At 62.0% G+C, this 17,888-nt stretch carries 25 protein-coding genes; 3 read left to right on the top strand and 22 right to left on the bottom strand.

Annotated features, from left to right (window positions below):
- The first annotated feature begins 11 nt into the window (after positions 1-11).
- Both ACEN42_RS19020 and ACEN42_RS19025 read left to right on the top strand, forming a co-directional pair.
- On the top strand, positions 12-476 hold the full coding sequence (locus tag ACEN42_RS19020; protein WP_371882157.1) for a hypothetical protein: 465 nt from the start codon (positions 12-14) through the stop codon (positions 474-476).
- A gap of 588 nt (positions 477-1,064) precedes the next feature.
- Positions 1,065-1,217 (top strand): hypothetical protein, encoded by a 153-nt coding sequence (locus tag ACEN42_RS19025; protein ID WP_371882158.1) that lies wholly within the window; start codon positions 1,065-1,067, stop codon positions 1,215-1,217.
- Here the strand turns inward: ACEN42_RS19025 and ACEN42_RS19030 are convergent.
- From ACEN42_RS19030 to ACEN42_RS19070, 9 genes are all read right to left on the bottom strand, one after another.
- Positions 1,214-1,498, bottom strand: a complete 285-nt coding sequence (locus ACEN42_RS19030) for a hypothetical protein (protein ID WP_371882159.1) — start codon at positions 1,496-1,498, stop codon at positions 1,214-1,216. The two genes, ACEN42_RS19025 and ACEN42_RS19030, sit on opposite strands and share 4 nt — an antisense overlap.
- A 17-nt stretch (positions 1,499-1,515) precedes the next feature.
- On the bottom strand, positions 1,516-3,066 hold the full coding sequence (locus tag ACEN42_RS19035; protein WP_371882160.1) for a beta strand repeat-containing protein: 1,551 nt from the start codon (positions 3,064-3,066) through the stop codon (positions 1,516-1,518).
- A gap of 21 nt (positions 3,067-3,087) precedes the next feature.
- Positions 3,088-3,501 (bottom strand): hypothetical protein, encoded by a 414-nt coding sequence (locus tag ACEN42_RS19040; protein ID WP_371882161.1) that lies wholly within the window; start codon positions 3,499-3,501, stop codon positions 3,088-3,090.
- A gap of 4 nt (positions 3,502-3,505) precedes the next feature.
- Positions 3,506-4,084: a lysis system i-spanin subunit Rz gene (locus ACEN42_RS19045; protein ID WP_371882162.1), complete on the bottom strand. Its 579-nt coding sequence runs from the start codon at positions 4,082-4,084 to the stop codon at positions 3,506-3,508.
- Positions 4,081-4,377, bottom strand: coding sequence for a DUF6527 family protein (locus ACEN42_RS19050; protein WP_371882163.1), 297 nt, complete (start codon positions 4,375-4,377; stop codon positions 4,081-4,083). Before ACEN42_RS19050 ends, ACEN42_RS19045 begins: the two co-directional genes overlap by 4 nt.
- 1 nt (position 4,378) lies before the next feature.
- Entirely contained in the window at positions 4,379-4,900 is a 522-nt protein-coding gene (locus ACEN42_RS19055; RefSeq protein ID WP_371882164.1) for a glycoside hydrolase family protein, read from the bottom strand.
- Positions 4,872-5,159 (bottom strand): hypothetical protein, encoded by a 288-nt coding sequence (locus ACEN42_RS19060; protein WP_371882165.1) that lies wholly within the window; start codon positions 5,157-5,159, stop codon positions 4,872-4,874. The genes ACEN42_RS19055 and ACEN42_RS19060 overlap by 29 nt, the downstream gene beginning before the upstream one ends.
- An 84-nt stretch (positions 5,160-5,243) precedes the next feature.
- Entirely contained in the window at positions 5,244-5,807 is a 564-nt protein-coding gene (locus ACEN42_RS19065; protein WP_371882166.1) for a hypothetical protein, read from the bottom strand.
- Entirely contained in the window at positions 5,791-6,210 is a 420-nt protein-coding gene (locus ACEN42_RS19070) for a hypothetical protein (RefSeq protein ID WP_371882167.1), read from the bottom strand. The genes ACEN42_RS19065 and ACEN42_RS19070 overlap by 17 nt, the downstream gene beginning before the upstream one ends.
- A 125-nt stretch (positions 6,211-6,335) precedes the next feature.
- On the opposite strand from ACEN42_RS19070, the gene ACEN42_RS19075 reads away from it, so the two are divergent.
- Positions 6,336-7,166, top strand: coding sequence for a class I SAM-dependent methyltransferase (locus ACEN42_RS19075; protein ID WP_371882168.1), 831 nt, complete (start codon positions 6,336-6,338; stop codon positions 7,164-7,166).
- A 78-nt stretch (positions 7,167-7,244) separates the two neighbouring features.
- On the opposite strand, the gene ACEN42_RS19080 is transcribed toward ACEN42_RS19075, so the two are convergent.
- The 13 genes from ACEN42_RS19080 to ACEN42_RS19140 all read right to left on the bottom strand — a co-directional run bounded on the left by ACEN42_RS19080 (position 7,245) and on the right by ACEN42_RS19140 (position 17,880).
- Positions 7,245-8,855: a hypothetical protein gene (locus ACEN42_RS19080; protein ID WP_371882169.1), complete on the bottom strand. Its 1,611-nt coding sequence runs from the start codon at positions 8,853-8,855 to the stop codon at positions 7,245-7,247.
- 83 nt (positions 8,856-8,938) lie between these two features.
- Positions 8,939-9,319: a tail fiber assembly protein gene (locus tag ACEN42_RS19085; protein ID WP_371882170.1), complete on the bottom strand. Its 381-nt coding sequence runs from the start codon at positions 9,317-9,319 to the stop codon at positions 8,939-8,941.
- Positions 9,320-9,322: 3 nt separating this feature from the next.
- On the bottom strand, positions 9,323-10,267 hold the full coding sequence (locus ACEN42_RS19090; protein WP_371882171.1) for a hypothetical protein: 945 nt from the start codon (positions 10,265-10,267) through the stop codon (positions 9,323-9,325).
- A complete protein-coding gene (locus tag ACEN42_RS19095; RefSeq protein ID WP_371882172.1) occupies positions 10,267-10,860 on the bottom strand; it encodes a YmfQ family protein in 594 nt (197 codons plus the stop codon). Before ACEN42_RS19095 ends, ACEN42_RS19090 begins: the two co-directional genes overlap by 1 nt.
- On the bottom strand, positions 10,851-11,903 hold the full coding sequence (locus ACEN42_RS19100; protein ID WP_371882173.1) for a baseplate J/gp47 family protein: 1,053 nt from the start codon (positions 11,901-11,903) through the stop codon (positions 10,851-10,853). The genes ACEN42_RS19095 and ACEN42_RS19100 overlap by 10 nt, the downstream gene beginning before the upstream one ends.
- Complete coding sequence (locus ACEN42_RS19105; protein ID WP_371882174.1) at positions 11,896-12,336, bottom strand: phage GP46 family protein; 441 nt, start codon at positions 12,334-12,336, stop codon at positions 11,896-11,898. Before ACEN42_RS19105 ends, ACEN42_RS19100 begins: the two co-directional genes overlap by 8 nt.
- A gap of 55 nt (positions 12,337-12,391) precedes the next feature.
- Positions 12,392-12,910 (bottom strand): phage baseplate assembly protein V, encoded by a 519-nt coding sequence (locus ACEN42_RS19110; protein WP_371882175.1) that lies wholly within the window; start codon positions 12,908-12,910, stop codon positions 12,392-12,394.
- Positions 12,910-14,076, bottom strand: a complete 1,167-nt coding sequence (locus ACEN42_RS19115) for a phage baseplate assembly protein (RefSeq protein ID WP_371882176.1) — start codon at positions 14,074-14,076, stop codon at positions 12,910-12,912. Before ACEN42_RS19115 ends, ACEN42_RS19110 begins: the two co-directional genes overlap by 1 nt.
- Positions 14,073-15,314 carry a DNA circularization protein gene (locus ACEN42_RS19120; protein ID WP_371882177.1) on the bottom strand — a complete coding sequence of 414 codons (1,242 nt, stop codon included), beginning with the start codon at positions 15,312-15,314 and terminating at the stop codon, positions 14,073-14,075. The genes ACEN42_RS19115 and ACEN42_RS19120 overlap by 4 nt, the downstream gene beginning before the upstream one ends.
- A gap of 3 nt (positions 15,315-15,317) precedes the next feature.
- A complete protein-coding gene (locus tag ACEN42_RS19125) occupies positions 15,318-17,033 on the bottom strand; it encodes a phage tail tape measure protein (RefSeq protein WP_371882178.1) in 1,716 nt (571 codons plus the stop codon).
- A complete protein-coding gene (locus ACEN42_RS19130) occupies positions 17,026-17,220 on the bottom strand; it encodes a hypothetical protein (RefSeq protein ID WP_371882179.1) in 195 nt (64 codons plus the stop codon). Before ACEN42_RS19130 ends, ACEN42_RS19125 begins: the two co-directional genes overlap by 8 nt.
- Before the next feature lie 10 nt (positions 17,221-17,230).
- On the bottom strand, positions 17,231-17,524 hold the full coding sequence (locus tag ACEN42_RS19135; RefSeq protein ID WP_371882180.1) for a phage tail assembly protein: 294 nt from the start codon (positions 17,522-17,524) through the stop codon (positions 17,231-17,233).
- Positions 17,521-17,880: a phage tail tube protein gene (locus ACEN42_RS19140; protein WP_053567931.1), complete on the bottom strand. Its 360-nt coding sequence runs from the start codon at positions 17,878-17,880 to the stop codon at positions 17,521-17,523. Before ACEN42_RS19140 ends, ACEN42_RS19135 begins: the two co-directional genes overlap by 4 nt.
- Positions 17,881-17,888 lie beyond the last annotated feature (8 nt).

The following is a 17,888-nucleotide window of genomic DNA, read 5'->3' on the forward strand; positions in this document are numbered from 1 at the left end:
AAGAGGCTGGAATGAAATTGAATCGAAAAGGAATTCGACGCGCGGCGCGTGCGTGCTTCGCGGCCGTCGCATTCGCCACGCTCGCCGCGTGCGCGACCGGGCCGGGGGCATCGGCGCCGCTGCCGGCGGACAGCAAGCTCGCGACCGGGCGCATCGTCGGCAAGCAATATCTGACGACCGTGTCGACGGGCGCGGCGCCGTCTTCGGGCCCATCGGTCGGCGTGGGTGCCGGTGGCATCGGCGGAAATGGCTGGAATGGCGTGGGCGGCGGGGCCGGACTGAGCTTCGATCTGACGAGCCTGTTCGAGAAGGCGCCGCAACAGACCGCGAAGGTGTACCGATATAGCGTGCAGATGAACGACGGCTCGAAGCGCGACGTCGACAGCACGCTCGAACTCAACGAAGGCGCGTGCGTGACGACGATCGATTCCAGCCAGCCCGGCTATCCGAGGTTGACGAGCGCGGATGCCTGCTGACAGCATCGCGAATCGCAACGATCCAATCGATTCCTTCGCATATCGAACGATCCGCGCGATCGATCCTGAAACGCAGTAATTCGCGGCCGCGATTGTGTTTCGTGCAGGGCTTTGCCATACTGGGTTGCCCCACCTCCTCATGCGTCCGCCCTCGGAATATCGAGCCCCCACACGGATGCACTCCCGCCGCCTCTCCAGGCGGCGTTTTTTTGCATGCGGCCTATTACCTTCGACGTAAAACGCGGATTTATAAGAAATCCTATGTGAATCATGGACTTGATGCTTTTAATAGGCCTGTGTCATAGGCCCATAAATGCACAATGACTCACATATAAAATCAACGGCTTACAATGGGGTTCTAGACGGCACCTTTGGAGATGCTGCGATGGCTCTCTTTCAGTCAGAACTCGGCGCGCACCACTGCCGCAAATGCGAGCATTGGGGCGGAGATATATCCGGCGGATTTCACGCGCTATGCGTGCGCGGCGGAGGACGTCAGGTGACGGCGATGCCGCAGAATGGATGTGCGTTCTGGACGCGTGCGATTGGCGCCGACGATGCGGAGCCGCAAGAGAAGAGGAAATGGCGATGACGGCGATGTGGTGCCCGCTTTGCGCGAGGCGGCTCGCGCACGACGAGTTTCAGCCGGCGGTCGGCGATGTGCAGAACAGATGGATGTGCGGCGACTGCCATTGCGTCGTCAACGAATACGACGACGAGTACGAGCCGCCGCAGGACTAGCGCAACTGGACGACGATCTGAAGTCGCCGCGTCTCTGTGCGCCCGGCCGACGTCGTGATCGTGCAGGCCACGACATATGCAGTGCCCGCGGTGCCGCCTGAGATCCACGCTGCGACCACCTTGCCGCTGATGCTCGACGAGTCGACCGTGATGCCTGCGGCAGGCGTCACAGTCTTGTCGACGATCGTTTCGCTTTGACCCAGCCAGGCTGACCAATCCCAGTTGAAGTCGAGAACAGCCTGCGGATCCTTAATAAATGAAGGAACGTAAGGGAACGCCATCAAATGCTCCAAAGATGTTATGCCGGCTGCTCGACTCGCACAGCGGTTCTGCGGCTTTCTGCCTCAATCGCGCTCGTCCGCCCTTCCGCCGCGATCCTGATAGACCGATGATCGGCGTCGAAAGCAGCGGCCCGCGTCTCGCGCGCGACCCTGACAATCCGCGACTCAGACGCAATCGAATGGCGAACCGGAATCGGAACGCCAACTATCCCTCCTTGCCCGACCGCGCTGCCAACACACGGCGCTTGGGTTGCCGCTGCGCTTCCAATAATTGCATCTAGGACGGCGCCTGCCGCTTCGGCGATACCAGTTGCCTGCGTGCTAGCCGCGCTGCCCGCCGATGTCACCGCCCCGCTCGCATCTGCACCTTGACGCAACTGCGCAGCCGCCGCGCTTCCGCCGACGCTCACGGCACCGCCCGCTGCGCCGAAGTTCGTCGCTTCCGTCGCGGCTGCCGCGCCGCTGATCGGCGGTGTGCCTATCTGCCCTGACGCCCCGCCGGTATTCGCTGTCTGCGTCGATGAAGCGCTGCCCGAGACGCTGATTGATCCTGTTGCGCTCGCCGTGCCCCGATTCGTCGATGCCGCCACGCCCGAGATGGGAGCCGCGCCGAGCTGCCCGCTCGCGACCGCGTTGTTCGGCTGCTGCGCGCCGGCAGCGGTGCCGCTCATCGATACCGTGCCGCTTGCAGCCGCGCTGCCCGAGTTAGTCGAAGCGGCCGCGCCCGACAGCGAGACGCCGCCCGATGACGCGCTCGCGCCTGGCGCTTGCGTGGCGCTCGCCGTGCCAGCGGTCGAGACGTTGCCGCCCGCCGAGCCCGCGCCCTTCGCCTGCGTCGCCGCCGCGGTGCCGCTCGTGCTGACGCTGCCCGATGCGATCGCGCCGCCTCCTGCCTGCGTCGCGGCCGCCGTGCCAGACGTGCTCACGCCGCCCGACGCCGATCCGCTCGATGTGTTCGTGCCCGCTGCGGTCCCAGTGATTGCGGCCGGTGCGCTGCCCAGATACTTGATAGCGTGCAGCATGACGTTGAACGACGAGCCGACATTCGTCGTGATCGTCGTTTTGATCGTCAGCGTCTGAGAGGCCGAGTTCGCCGCCCAAGTGATCGTCGTGGCGTAAAACTTCTGGTTGCCGCTGCCAGTCGTGCCAGGCGAGACAGTGTAGGCGGTCGCGCTGCCGTCCGAGAGCGTCGCGGTCAGCGTGCATGCACTCGAATATGCCGCCCAGTAGATCGTCAGTGTCCGCGACGTCGTGTCCGCGGGCAGAACGATCTGAATGCCCTGCCCGGTCGCGGTCGTGTTGTCGGCATAAATGCCGCCCGCGAGCGCGGTGGCAGACGCGGTCGGCGTACCGTCCGTCCACGTCATCTTCGGGCCGTCGGTATAGCCCGTGAACGTGACACCCGGGCCGATCGTGGTCGGCAAACCGATTGTCGAGCCGCCGCCCGACTTTCGATTGACGGACGTCGCGGACTGCGGAAACTGAATCCAGTCGGTCTGGGCCGGCGACGAGAGGTTGAATGTCTCGGTGCCTGCTAGAACCGTGTTCGAACCGGTGAGAGTGCCCATTGCGGCCGCCTGTGCGGCCGATTACTGGCCGTTCGTGTAGGTGCTCGACGAGACGCTGACGGTCTGGCCCTGCGCGATTGTCGTGCTCGTCAGATTCAGATCGCATCCGCTCGTGCCGACACTGCCGTCTACGACGGCGGTGCCGCCCGATGTGCGCAGGCGATACCACGACGCCGTTTTACCTGCGCCTGCCGCTGCGGTGCCGGTGCCATTGCTGATCGCGTTCGCGGTGAGCACGCCGCCTGATGCCGCCGCAGCGAAAGTCGCGCTGCAGTTGAGCGTCGCGAGCAGGTTCTGCGTCGTCACGGCCGTATCGGGGTTCGTCGGTTGCGAGCCGTCGTAAATGTCATACGCGCCGCTCGTGCCGACCTTCGCAGTGATTTGATCTTGCTGACCGTTCTTCAGCGAAGCTGAGTATTTAAGATTCGATGCCATGAGGTCAATCCTTTGCGGTAATCGTGAGATTGCAGGCGCCCGCGATCACTCCTTGTTGCTGGAGAATGCAGACGTAATGCTGGAGGTAGTCGGCTTTTGCGCGGGCGTCGCCGTCGGCGTCGTCGACGATGCCGAAAAGAGCTGATCCAAACGCAGGTGATAGCTCGGCTGTGCCACCGGCACCATCGCCCACGCTGCCGGCGCTTGCGCCTGAATCTGTGGCGTTGCCACCGCTTGCGGGGGTGAAGTTGGCGACTGCGACGCGCAGCCGGCGAGCGCCATCAGCGATAGCAGCGCGATTCTTCGCATTGTCGGCATCATGAGAGGCTTTCTCCTGGTTGAGCTTGTCGTCGAGCTGAGCGAGTTGCGCGGCTGCGTCGTTTTGCTTCGCGATCGACGCGCGCGCCGCGCTCGCGGCCGCATCGGAAACGGCCTGAAGCTTCTGCGCGTTGATCTCGTTGTCGCGTGCGTGAGCGGCCTGCTCGGTAGAGAGCTTCGTGGCGTCGACGGTATGGAGGGCGGCGCCGCCGATCGCGATGCCGAGTGCGCCCGCGATGATTCCTGTGATGAGGTATGGGCTCACGATTCCATCTCCGGAAGATCGACCGTCTGTCCAGCGAGTTCGTGCGTACTGTCGCCGCAGAACTGGATCTGGCCGTCAGTCACGAACGAATGGCAGACCTTATTCACCGGATTCGTGCGCGGATGCTCGGTCCAGTGCACCGCGATCGACGGCGAGAACGTCGGACGGTCGACGTCGCCGCTGAATGTCCAATGTGGCCTGCCGGGCGTCTTTAGATAGACGACGTGAAGCATGCCGCAGCCAGGACAATCGAAAAGCGCATCGCCGTTCTGGGTGATTTGGATTTTCGCCATATCATTTTCCTCGGCAGGCCTGCGCCTCGAGCTGGCGACGCGTCACGATTCCGCCGCAGCGGTTCGCAGCGATCGCGCAATCCTTGCCGGCGACGAAGCGCCACTTGATGAACTCGCTGCATGCGCCCGGAAAATCGCGCGCGATGTAGCGCTTGCGCAGCGTCGAGCCTTTGTAGTTCGGCACGCCGATGTTGTAGGCAAGATCCACGACGGCAATCTTCTGCCCGTCCGTCAGCGCATCGAAGCCCGGCGTGATGTCGCGCACGGCCGCCGCGTAGCCCGCAAGGCTGTCGCCGAGCATCGATTTGCACTCGGGCAACGTGTACGCGCGCATCTCGACGTTCGTCTCGCCGAAGCAGACGGTCTGGATGTTGTTCGCTAGACGATCGTTGTACGGCTTCAGCGAAACTCCCTCCTGCGATGCCGTCAGCGCGACGAGCGCGGCGGCCGCGGTGGCGCCGATCGTCGCGGCGAGCGTCTTCTTGCCGGGCCGCTTACTCGGCTGCTGCGCTTGCGTCGCCATCCGTCGCCTCGGTCGTGGTCGTTTTAGGAGCCGTCGTCGTGTAGCGCGCGGCGATGATTGCGAGGCAGCCGACCGTGATTGCAATCGCGAGCCGCCAGCTATCCGGCAGGAGCGACTTCACTTCATCGGGCATGCCCGTCCATGCCGCCTCGATGAAAGGCGAAGCGGCGGAAACAGCGCCGAGCGCTGCCGCGATGATCGTCGACGAGTACGTGTGCACCTTGGCCGCGTCATCGACCAGGCGAAGCTTGAGGTTCATAGGGCCTCTGAAAAGAAAAACCCGGCGCGCGGCCGGGTGTATCGGGTAACTGTTTCCGTTATCGATATATCGATAGCGATCGGATCATCGTCTGCTTCCGGCCCATGGCGTCGATGGCACGACCGCCGTCGGATGCGTTGCCGAGTCGAGCTTCTTCTCGGTCGCCTTCGCCGTGCTCGCCGCTTCAGCAGCGCTCGCGGTCGCGACGGATACCTTCTGCTCGACGACTTCGGTTTTCTTCGCGGCCGCGACAGCCGCGACGGCAGCTGCACGCGTCTGCTTGAGCATCGCCGCCTGCCGCGCATCGGTCAGCTTCGCGCGATCGCCGAGAAAGCGCAGCGTGTACGCCGCGAGCTCGTGCGTGTCGGCCATCTGCGCTTTCAGATCCGCAAGCGCCTGCTCGCTGCGCTCGTTGAGCTTCTGCAGCCCCTCGATGCGGCCAGCGAACTCGCGCGTGCAGGCTTCGCGCGTCTCTTCCCTCACTTTCGGGAATCGAGCGAGATAGGCAGAGCGCTCCGCCTGCCAGTTCGCTCGCTCGACCGACATTCCCCATTGACCGATAAAGAATCCGACCGCGGCGACACCGATCAAGCCCCCGATGAGACACGCGCCCACAACCCACCATCGCCAGTCACGAACGCGAGACATCTGACTCCCTCCGGTTTTCGATCGCACGTTCAAGACGTTCGATCCGAGTTTTCAGTTCGAGGACTTCGGCCTCCGCGCGCTGCGCGCGTCGGTCAGCCGCGTCGGCTCGTTGCTCTGCAGCGCGCATGAGTTCTTCGGCGCGGTCAGCACGCTGCACTGCGAGGAGCTCGCGGGCCTCGGCGCGTCCCGCGCGCTCTTCAGCCAACGTGGCGAGCCGTTCGAATCTCGCGATTGCCTCCACCTGAGCGGCGGAGTCCGCCTTGACGATGTTGGCGTCGCCCTCGCTCTCGGCCTGTCGCCTGCGATCGATCTGCCGCCACATGCGGCCGCCGACCCAAAAAGTGCCCACGCTCCCGAGAGCAGTCACGATCGACTTAACGCCCTCGTTCCAGAACTCCGACATCTGGCATTTCCTCTTGAGCCGCAAGGGCATAAAAAAGAGCCGCTGGAACGCGGCCTGAAGCAGGTTTAATTGAGCAAAGGGTAAAATATCGCCCCTGACCCGCTACAAATGACAAGGACCGCGTCGTGACCGACACAATGCTTCAGGGAATCAGCGATCCGCTGTACAGAACCAAATTTGGCAGCCTTCCAGACATCATTTCCGATTGGCTATCGGAGAGCGGAGGACTTTACAAAAAAGACGTTCTTGAATTCGGGTGCGGAGAGGGAACAGCGGCGCTCGGCATCGCAATTCGCAAAGAAGCTCAGCGCGTCATCGGCGTGGAAATCCTTGACGTGTTTGAGCAGTGTTTGCCGTTGGCGCAAGCGCAACTTGGCATCACGGAACTTCCGGCGAATCTTTATCTCCGCAAGATAGCTCCAGGTTCACCGCTGACCGTGTTCGGCACATTCGACGTTATCTACAGTTGGTCGGTTTTCGAGCATGTTTCGCAGGAACTGCTGCGCCCCGCGATGGCATCGATTTTTGAAGCACTCAACCCCGGCGGACACTTCTTTCTTCAGATCGACCCGCTTTACTATTCTCCGAACGGGTCGCACATGATGCCGTGGCTCCGGGAGCCTTGGGCGCATCTGACGATGCAAGCCAATGAATTTAGAACGAAGCTATTCGACGCCCCTAAAACCGAAGCAAAGGTAAGAAACGAATGGGCCGTCTACATCCCCCTGGAAGCAGACACCTCGGCCGAGCGCGCGGCACTTTGGGAAACATACGAAACGCTCAACCGAGTCACTGCGCCGTATCTTCGCCGCCTAGCTGAGTCGGCCGGCTTCGAAGTGGTCCGCGACTACCGGACCAAGACTGAGCACGAGATTCCCGGGGAATTACTTGACGCATACGACCGCGAAGCGCTAACAACCGAGCAGGTCGTTCTCCTCCTTCGAAAGCCGCGTTAGGCTCAAAAACACCCTCTTGCGCTTCAAGGCCATGGAAAAGCCGCCCGAAGGCGGCTTGCTGTGACTACAGACATCGAATCACCGGTTTTGCTCGACGTCTGACCTAACCAGTCCCCACGCCCGCTGCAGCGCGTCCGCATGACGAACGAATATCCCTTGCCCTGCAGTGCTTCCGCTAGCCGCTTCCCCCGAGGCCCAGCGTAAAAGTCGTCTGGGTGTCGTCGAATCAGTGATCGGGAATGCCTCCCGCACGTCCTGGCGCTCCAAATATAAAAGCCACAGATCATGCAGCGCCTCGCCGGTCGCAATGTCGCCGCTGGATAGCTGCTGAAAGAGCCCGGGAGGAGCAAGCAGTTGCGCTCCTGAATTCAGTTGCTTCTGACCCGAACAGAGATCGTCGCGGTGCCTCTCGACAACAGACGAATACAGTTTCCGCATATTGCCCAGTCCGCTAATTCTCGTCTTGAATTCGATGGTCGATCCCGAATCCGTGCACTCTGCCGCCGCAGCGAGAAGCGAATTCAATTTCATGAACCTGGAATAATCCAGTGCAAAGTGAATCCCCGTAAAAACAGGTGCTACGCATACAGCGGACAAGCACGCCGCGGCGACTCGCGGGCCGACGCCGGCTTCGTTCGTGATAGCGACGGCGTACATACCGATCCCTGCGTAGAAAGGAATCATCATTTGGGAGGCGTGGAATTCGCCAAACGCCCATTCAATCCCGAACGATGCGCGTCCTATGGCGAACGCCGCCATCCAAAGCAGACTTAGGCCCGTAGTTAGAAAGGCGACTCTGTAAATCGCGCTCGAAAAACGATGTCTGACGGCAAACGCTGTGCCGATTGCCCATGTTGCCATCGACAGCAGGCCAAAGACAAACGAGAACGATGGATTCTGTACGCCGGACCCGCCTCCAACAAGAGCTATTCCATAAACAATGCGATCAACGACGCTTACAGCGACGCGATGATCGGGGGAGCCGCCGTAATGCCCGTGCAGTAAAACCCACATCAGGGATAGAAAAGCAGCGACATGTGCAATTAATATGGCGCACCCTACTCGCCGCACCGTCAGACTGTCTCTTTTCGACGCGGTGTGGAAAACATGCAGCCCGCTGACTAGCCACAGGAAAGTCCCCTGCGCTTCGTTACCCGAAGCGAGCAGGCAGCAAAGAAAGACCACCGGATAGAGCTTCAGCCCACGTCGCTCAACTAAAAGGATGTTGAGTGCCAGAAGAAGCAGAGTGCAGTAAAACCAAAGCTGGAATTCCCACAGGAGAGAACCGGCTTGCGACCCAATCAAGATCGCGGCGCAGACAAGGACAGCCAGCATTACCCGCCGCGTCTGGTCGGTAATCGAGGATACGACAGCCGCGTACAAAATGATGGCCGATCCCCAGAGGAAGACGGCGTTAGCAACCATCAACGACCATACGCTGCCCGGGAACGCTTTCAGAAAAAGGGATGCGAGAGCTATCTGGAATGCAATCGGATGCTCATTGTCTTTCAGAGAAAGAAATTTCGCGACGCTGAGTTTGCCATCCACCAACGCATCGTATTTCTCGAAATAGAGAAATCCATCCCGAGAGGGCCAGTGGGGACCATATCGTTGCACCCACATAGCGAGCACAACCGAGGCAATCAGGAAAGGGATCCCCGGCGCCCAGCGACAAAAAAAGCGTTTCATCGTCCGTTCGAGTTTTCAGAAAGGCGCAATCATCGCATAAATGAAGAGCGCCTATTGATCGAGCGGGCGACATCGTCGGACGCTTAACCCGCCGGAACGCTCGGCCAGGAGATCGCAGCTTGTGTGAGATCAACTCGATTCACCGCAACTCGGTATTGCTTCCATTGCTTCAGAAACGCAACTTCCCCATCAGTTGCAATATCGAGATCGACCGCATCTTGCAGCGGGGCAATGGCGACTGCTGCAGCGGCCAGCAATGCGTCCCGCGTTGCGGTGTTGGCGTAAATGGATCCTTTCGTGGGGTCGTGGGCATCGTAGACCGCTTGGACTTGTGCAATCTGGTCTGCGGTCATCGATTCGGAATACGTGAAATCGCCATCTGACGTCCAGGAGAATGGCAAGCCCGATAAGCCGGCTGCCGCGAGTTCGTCTGCAAAGGACGGGCCGATACCTTTCTGAGTCATTGATTAACCCCAAGTTTGGCCGATCATCGAGCCGGTAACGGTGATGCTGCCGCCGCCAGTGTTGACGTTCACCGAGCCCGCGAGCGTGTGATAACCCGCCGAGAGATAGCCGCTGAACATCGACGGATTGTTATTGATCTGCGCGGCCGCAGCGCTAGTTGCCAGGCCCTGAGTGGAAGCGCCTGATGCCCCGTCAACCAAGATGCCCGACGCCCAGCTTCCTGCCGAGACAGACGAATAGCCGTTGACGAGGAACTGAACCGCCGTGGAATCAAGGCCGAACGAAATACAGGACACCGTTCCGGAGTTCACGGGAGTCAGCGTTGTGGAAGTCGTCGTTCCGCCTGCGCCGCCCAGGTTGAACGGGAGCGCGCGCCGATTGAAGAAACTGACGACGTTCTGATTCGTGCCGCTCGAAACGAATTGGCTGCTGGCATTCGTGTACACAGCGCCAACGAGCCGCGCAGACGCATTGCCGGTCATCGTATACCGGCCATCGCTCTGCCTCGTGAACCCGGTCGTCGATGCCTGAAGAGCGATCGCACCGGCGGACACAATCGCATAGACCCAATACAACGTCGATGCAGAAAGTCCGGAATTCGACAGCGTCACGCCTGCCGACGGAACCGTGTACTTTGAGCCGCCGATTCGGAGCGCATTCCCGTTTTCGGGAAGCAGCGTGACGACGGTCGCGCTGGTGTATGTCAGCCGGCACTGTCCGTCGCCGCCGAGCGTCTGAATGGCCGCCAGAAGTTGCGCGCGGTTCGACGCATCGAGCGTCAGACCCGCTCCTTCAACCACGTTCGCGATTTCTTCCTGAACGTGGTCGAACCAGACGTCCTCTAGATCCGTTGCGGCAATGCCGCCGACCGCGTTGCCGTTCGTGAAGCCATCTTTGCCCGCGCCGAACTTGTCGACGACGCGTGTTGCAGTGGAAATTCGGCGCATCAGGCCTCTCCGTATCCGATGTAAAGAACTGTGTGTGCGGGCGCGTACTTCGCGAGAATGCAGGCGAGCCCCGGATCGCCAAAACTCGTCAAAGGTTCATTCGCGCGACTGTTCGCTTTGAAGCGGACGGCCGTCGACGCGGACGGAACGCTGATCCGCCAGGCGTAACGCCATCCGCCCTGATTCAGGGGCGCGTTGCATTTGCTGTTTGCTTTAAACGGCTTGTATTCGGTAATAGTGGCGTCCGGATACCCGAGCGCCGCCACGAAGTCGATGAAGAACTGCTTCGACTGCCCGCCTTCGAATGCAATCTTCTGCAACAAGCGGCCGCGACGCTCCGCGATGGTCGCCGCCTCCGGATAGCACTCGTCGGGCAGACCGTAGTTGCGCTCCCAGTCAGCCAGCAGTTCGATCGCCGTGCGCGGATCTGCTTCTTCGATCAGCGCATCGATGCGCGCCTCAATCCGCGCAAACTCCTGCGCCCATGCGTCGAGCAGCCGAGTAACGAACGCATCGGGCTCGCGCGGCCACGCCGGGCCGTACGGCGTCAGGTTTTGGCAGAGTTCGAGATAGTCGGCAGCCGTCAGGCCCATGTGATGCTCCCAAAAACAGGCATCTGACCCGTCGTGTACACCTGATTGGTTGTCGGCGACACCAGCACGTTATCTGTCTCGCCAGCCGCCGTGCTGATCGCCTCGCGGATGTGGCTGATGAGCAGCGTGACGCCCGGCGCGGCCTCGCGCAGCAGCAGGTCGCGCAACTCGGCTTCCACAGCGGCTTTCACCGTCGCCGTTGCGGGCGTGAGTTGAATCGTGAAATTCAGCGGCACGGCGACCGGCGCGACGACGTACACGTCAGCAGTGACAGGCTTGCGGGTCGAATCGTCGATGTAATCCTGCACCGTCTGAACCTCTGCCGCGTCCGGAATGATGGACGCATCGTTGTCCCGTACGAATCGCACCGTCACCGTGCCCGCGCCCATTTCCTTCGGATAGACCCATGCCCGCGTGACGCCCGGCACTTCGAGTGCCCATCGTTCGTAATCCGCCTGCGCACCGCCCGCCGGGGGCTGCTGAATGCGAGCGAGGAACCGCGCGCGCAGGCTCGGAATCGTTTCGATGTCGGAGCCGTTCGTGATCCCTGCCGAGTCGACGGAACCGACGGACTGGACGCCACTGATCGGATTCAGCAGCGTAAGCGCAGTGCCGGCGACCGTGTTTCCAGCCGCGCCGGCATCCACAGCCTCCACTGGAACTGCGGTGTCTGTCGCGCCTAGCGTCGTGTCGGCGGTCACGGAGAATTCGACGCCATCTGCCCGCTTCAGCAGCGTGTCGGCGTCGATGACAATGCCTGCGGTGCCGGTCAGGAGTACGTTGCCGCTCGCCGCCGCGGCGGCTTTCCGCTGGACACCCCAGATCGAAGCCCAGCGGATCAGGACCTCATCGTCAGCGGTGTCGTAGATAACTTGCCGCGCGATCCAGTCGAGATAGCCGTGAATTTCGTGCGAAGCGCCGGCCAGCACGCGCGCGAGCACCTCGGCATCCGAGCGGCGCAGCAGTTCGTCCTGGCTCAAACGCGTGAGCAGGTCGCCGCGCGTGCGCGCGACAATATCGGTGAGCGCCGGGCGGTTAAACATTGTTGATCAGACTCCAGACGTTAGAGAACCGCAGCGTCGTCGCAGCGGCGTCCACTCGATAAACCGTGACGGTCAAACCCAGCCCGTCGTTGCTGATTCGCTCGGCGGCTACAGTGACGCGCGTCGCGACGCCGTCATCGATGAGGTGCGCAAGCGCTTCCTTCGAATACTGCTCTGCACGGTTCAGCGTGCTCTGCGTCAACTTCTCGCGCGCGAGTAGCCAGAGCCGCGATCCGATCTGATCGTTCTCGACGTCCGAGACGTTGTCGCCCCACCAGCCCCACTTCGTGTCGTCGATCGGGTCGTCCGGTTCCGCGCGGCGCCAAGTGAAGAGCGACATGATCACGGCGCGCACGAGCGGGTTCGTCTCGGCAAGCAGCGATGATTCGACGCCGTCGATAAAGAGCGGCACGTCCTGCGCGTAACTAGGCATGAGCGCCCCAAAAAAAAGCCGCCCGAAGGCGGCCGACTCTCAATCGTTGCGGCGGTCAATCCAACGAGTAACCGCCGTTCTTGTGTCCGAGGAACGACTTCCCGCCGATGATCGCGTCGCCGGTGATGTGCGCGTCGCCCGTAATCGTCACGCCGTCCCCACCGTTAATGCCCTCGGTCGCGTACAGCGTGCCGATCACCTTCACGTTGCCGGTGATGGTGATGCCATCAGCGCCCAGCACGATGGACTGTCCCTTGTCGTCGTGCAGCGCGACGTCGCCTTCTTCGAGGCCGGTCAATCTGTAGCGGCGGTCCGCGACCACGACCGTGATGCCGTGCGAACGATCGCCATCGAGGAACACGGCAACCGCCTCGGCACCCGCACGCGGCCGGCTCGTAAAGCCGTACGGCTCGAAATGCTCGACGTTGTCAGCCGTCTCATCCGCCAGCAAATTCAACTGCAGCGACTGCATCTTCGTCGACGCATTCGCGAGCGCGACAGTGCCGCGCGCGAGCATGTTCTGGATGCGCCGCGCGAACGGCGCAGTTAGCTTCGCAATGTCTCGTGCGTCCATTAGCGTTTCACGTCCTTCCAGCCGTCCTTCGACTTGACGACCGCGTTATTGACCTTCGGCGCCTTGCTGTCGGCGGGAACGACGTCCTTCCAATCGCCACCCTCGCCGCCCTTGCCCTTCTTCTTCCCGTCTTTCTTCGCCGGACTGTTGACGTAGCCGTCCTTCGGACCGACCTGCAGACGGCAGAGCATGCCCTGATCGCTCAGCGAATACGTCACCTCGGCGACGACGAACTCATCGTCGAAACCGATCACCGGATCTATCACGCGCACGAGTTGGTTGTGCAGCCACAGCGATCCGTCCGCCTGCCGCCAGCCTGCAACCGTGTACGTCGTTTCCAGCGCCTTCGCCTTGCGGTGCGCCTGCTCGTATCGAACGCGTTGCGCGGCCGTCCCGCCGTCGCACTGGCCGCTTGATTTCTTCACGAGCACGCGATGCCGCTTCAGAACGCTCGTGTCCGTCAGATCCGCGAACTCGCTCGCGACCGTCTCGCCGAAATCGTCATCCGTGCCGGAGCGCTGCCCCTTGCAGATGTATTCGGTGTAGACGTCCTTGTAGTCGAGCCCAGCTTCCGCCGACATGATGTTCTCGCCGAGCTTCAGCGCCGTCTTCGCCGTGCCCGCAGTGCCGACGTCGATGAAGACGAGCTGCCCGAGCGCGTCGTCCGTCGCGAGCAACTGCCGCAGCTTCAGCATCCGGTCGATCGACTCGAAAACCGATTCGCCCTGGTCGATCGCGTGTGCGAGCGCGGCGCCGGTGTCCATCTGCGTGACGACCTTGATGCCGTACACGCCTGCGAGATCCGCCGCGATGCGCTCGACCTTCGCGCCCGCCCAGCTTCCCGGCTTATTCACCGCCGAGCAATCGACGAGATCGGCCGTCTTGCTGCGCCCCTTCACGCCGACCGTGAGGCTCTGCCCGTCGTATCGGATCGGCGTCGCGTCGACGTAACCCGTCAGCACGCGATCCTTGCCGATGAAGACCTCGCACCCATCACCCGGACGGATGCGCCGCGGGATGTCCGTCTGCCCGGGCCAGCGGTCAGTGACGCTCAGCTCGAACTCGCGCACCTGACGCTCGATGCCTGCCGTGATTTCGACCGACTTCCAGCCGCCGTACTCATTGCCGTTCACCAGCAAGCGCACGGCGTTCTTGTCATCGGTCATACCGAAAGCACCTTGATCGGCTCAACCGGCACGAAGCCAGGCCGACGAATCTTGTTGAGGTCGACGATCTCACCCTCGCGCGCGACGTCCTCGAACTGGTCGTAGGCCGTCACGAGCGCCGGCATGATCGCGCGCGGCGTAATGGTCTTCAGTCGTGCGCTTTGCGAGAGCCGCCCCGTCACATCGGCATGCACCGCCGCGCGCGTGTCCTGCAGCACCACGTACACGGGGTCCGAGACGCTCAAGCTCTCGTTATCGAGCGCGGCCGTCACGTCGTTGCGAATCTTCACCGCGTCGTCGTAGATCGGCATATCCATCGTCGTAGTCATGCCGACGGCCTGCACGAGCATCGACTGGCTAAACAGATGATTCAGTGCCACCGCGTTCGTTGCGGCTTGCACGCGGCTCGGACTGACCGTCGTCGTCTCCGCGCTCTTCACCACGGCATCGGCGGTCGCGGCGCGATCGCTGAATGTGCGGCTTAGGCTTGTCAGCGCAGACACCACGTCTCCGTTTCGCGCGCTCGCACCGCCGCCGCCAAACATCGAAGTGACAGTGTCGACGACGGACTCACCGCGCTTGAAAAGGTTGAAAACCGTGTCCGCCATCGTCAGCGCATCGGGGATGAGCGTGCGCGCGTTGTCTTTCAAGAACTGCATCGGATGATCGAGGATCGACTTGATATTCGACGTCGCGTTGTCGATCAGATCCAGCCCATCATTGAACGTCTTCACCGCGTCGTCGAAGACAGCAGACGGCTTGCCGTTCACGTCGAATTTCTCGACGTAGTCGAACGAGCCGGCGTCTTGCAGCCTGTCGGCCGCTTCGAGCGACTTCGCGCCCAGCGAGTTGCCCGCGCTCGGGAAAGCGAGCTCGCCAGCTTCGACGAACGAAAGCTGCACCGTGCACATGCCGCCGTTCGCGATGCTGTGCGACATGCGCGCCGGATCTTTCAGCGATACCTTGAGCTCGCCATACCACGGATGCACGAGCGTGCCCGGGCCTGCCGTCTCCAGCGCCTCGAGCAGCTTGTCGCGCGCATCGAGGTAGTCTGCGCCGATCAGGAACGCCGTGACGTTGATCTCGCGCGTGGCGCGACCGAGATCCTCAGCGTACGGCTTGTCCCGCTGGGGATACTCGTGCACCTGCGTGCGCCGTCCGAAGCTGCCGTCGTCGGATTCCACCTCGAACGGCACGCCCCGGAACGTCGCCGGCTGAAGTTTGTCTTTCCAGGCCATTTATCAGAACGCCAGTTGACTGCGGTATCCAACGTCAGGGTTGATCGACAAACCCGGCTGATTGCTCGTGCCCGGATCGACGCGTGTGCCCGGCGGGGCATCCTGAAATCGCACGACGAGTTCGCCGTTCAGCTTCGTCTGTCCCGGCTGCCCTGTCAGCACGTTCGCGAGCGGCCCGCGCGTCTGCGGCGTGACAAGCCGCTGCGGCGGCACGCCTGAAGCGGCCGGCACCTGCGATGCAGCCGGCGGCGCCGTCTGCTGAAGCACATTCGCGCCGGCTCGCGCCGGAGACGGTTCCGGGCCAGAGAAAAATCCACCGATAGCGCCGAGCACGGTCCGACCGGCATTGAGGATTGGATCGATGAAACCCTTCACGCGGCCCCAGAGGCCGGAGAAGTAGGTGACGATCGGCTCCCAGTTCTTCACGATCAAACCGAGCGGCGTGAAGTTGAGAAGCACCGCCTTGATGACGTCGAACGCGAATACGACAGCCGTCTTCACCCCTTCCCAGAGCTTTGCCATCCAAGGGCCAATGGTCCCCCAGTTGTCATAGATCAGGTATGCCACTTCGGCAATTGCTGCAACTGCCGCAACAATCGGGTTCACGAGGAATGCACGGTTCAGCACAAACAATGCGCGTCCCACCATCAGCAGCGCGGTGCCGAGGAACGGCAGCACATATGTCCCGATGCGCAGGAACACCGCTGCCAACTGCACGCCCGACGACACCGGGCCGATGAGCATGATCGCGCCGATACCCATCAGCACATTTCGCAGGCCGCCGACCGACGTGATGAAGTGGTCAATGCCATCGACCACCTTGACGATCGCCGATCCCAATTTCTCGAACCCGCCCGACTCGACCCAGCCCTGAAAGGCCTTCGCGATCCGCTCGATGTATCCGCCGATCTTCTGCTGCAGCAGTTCCTTGTTGGCACCGATCCATTCTGAAACCGCCTTTACGGCAGCCATCACCGAAGGCGCTGCGACGGCGAACGCGGCGGCCAGTTGCACCTTGATCTGCCGAGAGATCAGGCCGAAGCTGTCGCCGAGGTCGTCAAGCTTGCCCGTCGCCTCGTCCGACAGCACAGCACCGAGACGTTTTGCGTCCTCTTGTGCGTCGATCAGCGCCTTGCCGCCGTTTTTCAGCGTGGCGATCATCTTCGCGCCGGCCTTGCCGAACAGTTCCATCGCAATGCGCGTGCGCACCGCCGGATTCTCGTTCTTCGCGAGCGCGTCAGCCAACTGCGGCAGCACCGATTCGACGCTGCGGATCTGCCCTTTCGCGTCGCGCAGGGGAATGCGCAGCTTCGTGAGCAGGCCGAGAAGACTCGCGTCTTTTCCCGCACCGGCTTCCGCAAGCCCCTTGTTCAGCTTCGTGACGGACTCGATGAAGTCCTCACTCGACACGCCGCTCGCTTCGAATACCGTCTGCAGCGACTGCAGCGGTCCGATTGCGACGCCTGTCTTGTCTGATGCGTCTTGCAGCGCGCCGGCGTATTCGAGCGCACCCTGCGCAGCATGCAGCGCGGCGAAGCCTATCGCGCCGAAGCTGATCGCGGCAGGCAATCCGATGCTGCCGAGCAGCCCGCGGCTTGCTCCGCCGAGATCTCGAAACGTCTTGTGCGTGGCATTGATGCCCGTGCGCACTTTCTGAAGCGTCGGCGAGATCTTGTCGACGGCGCTCAGAATCGCTTTCAGTTGGAAGGAATCAGCCATCGTCCGGTGTCTGTTGTTCAGCGATGCGCAGCGCGTTTCGCTCGTATCGATTGAAGTCGGTGAGCGAGAGCGCCATCACCTCAGCGGGGCTGATCTTCCAGAAATACGCCAGGTCGAAGACGCGCTGCTCGAACGCCTCGGTCTGGCGCGCAGCCAGTGCCTCGGCAGCCAGTTCGTCTTCTTCCACGGCCCCTCGCTTACGCGCCGACGGCGGCCGCGTCCTGACCGAAGAAGCCCATCACGTGAGCTTGCAGCGCCGAGAGATCCGCGATCGCCAGTTGCTCGACCGACGACATCGGGATTTTCGCGAGGCGCACGACGTAGCGCGCGACGACCTTCGGACGGAGCTCGACACCCTGCCCGTCGTCGCTCTGCACGACGAGGTAGGGATAGCCGAGTTCCATCACGTCTTTCGCGGTCGGGTCGCGCAGGTCAAGTTCCTGCGTTTCCTCGCCGTGCGCCGAGATCGGCTTGCTGAGTGTGACAATCATTGCCAGATTCCCTTCGTTCCTTCGAATTCGAGGTCGACTTCACCGTCCTCACCCTTTGCCGTCGGCTCACCGACCAGGTACGCGCCCGAGAGCGTGTGCACCTTGCCATTGGCGAACTCCGACGTGATCGTCATGTCGGTGCCGTTGATCAGCGTGTCGATCGGGAAATCAGGCATGAAGATCGCCGTTACCTTCACGGACGGAACGCGGTTCGTCTCCTTGAAGCCGACCGCGCCCTTCGTGCTCGACACCGTCTCGCGCACGACTTCGCCGATGGTCGCTTCGAGGCTGCCCTTCACTTCGAGCTGCTCACCGTCGACCTTCACGAAGCACATCCCTGCTACGCGCTTACCCATGTGCTACT

This window comes from Caballeronia sp. S22, from assembly GCF_964261745.1.
In the GTDB taxonomy this organism is placed as follows: domain Bacteria; phylum Pseudomonadota; class Gammaproteobacteria; order Burkholderiales; family Burkholderiaceae; genus Caballeronia; species Caballeronia jiangsuensis.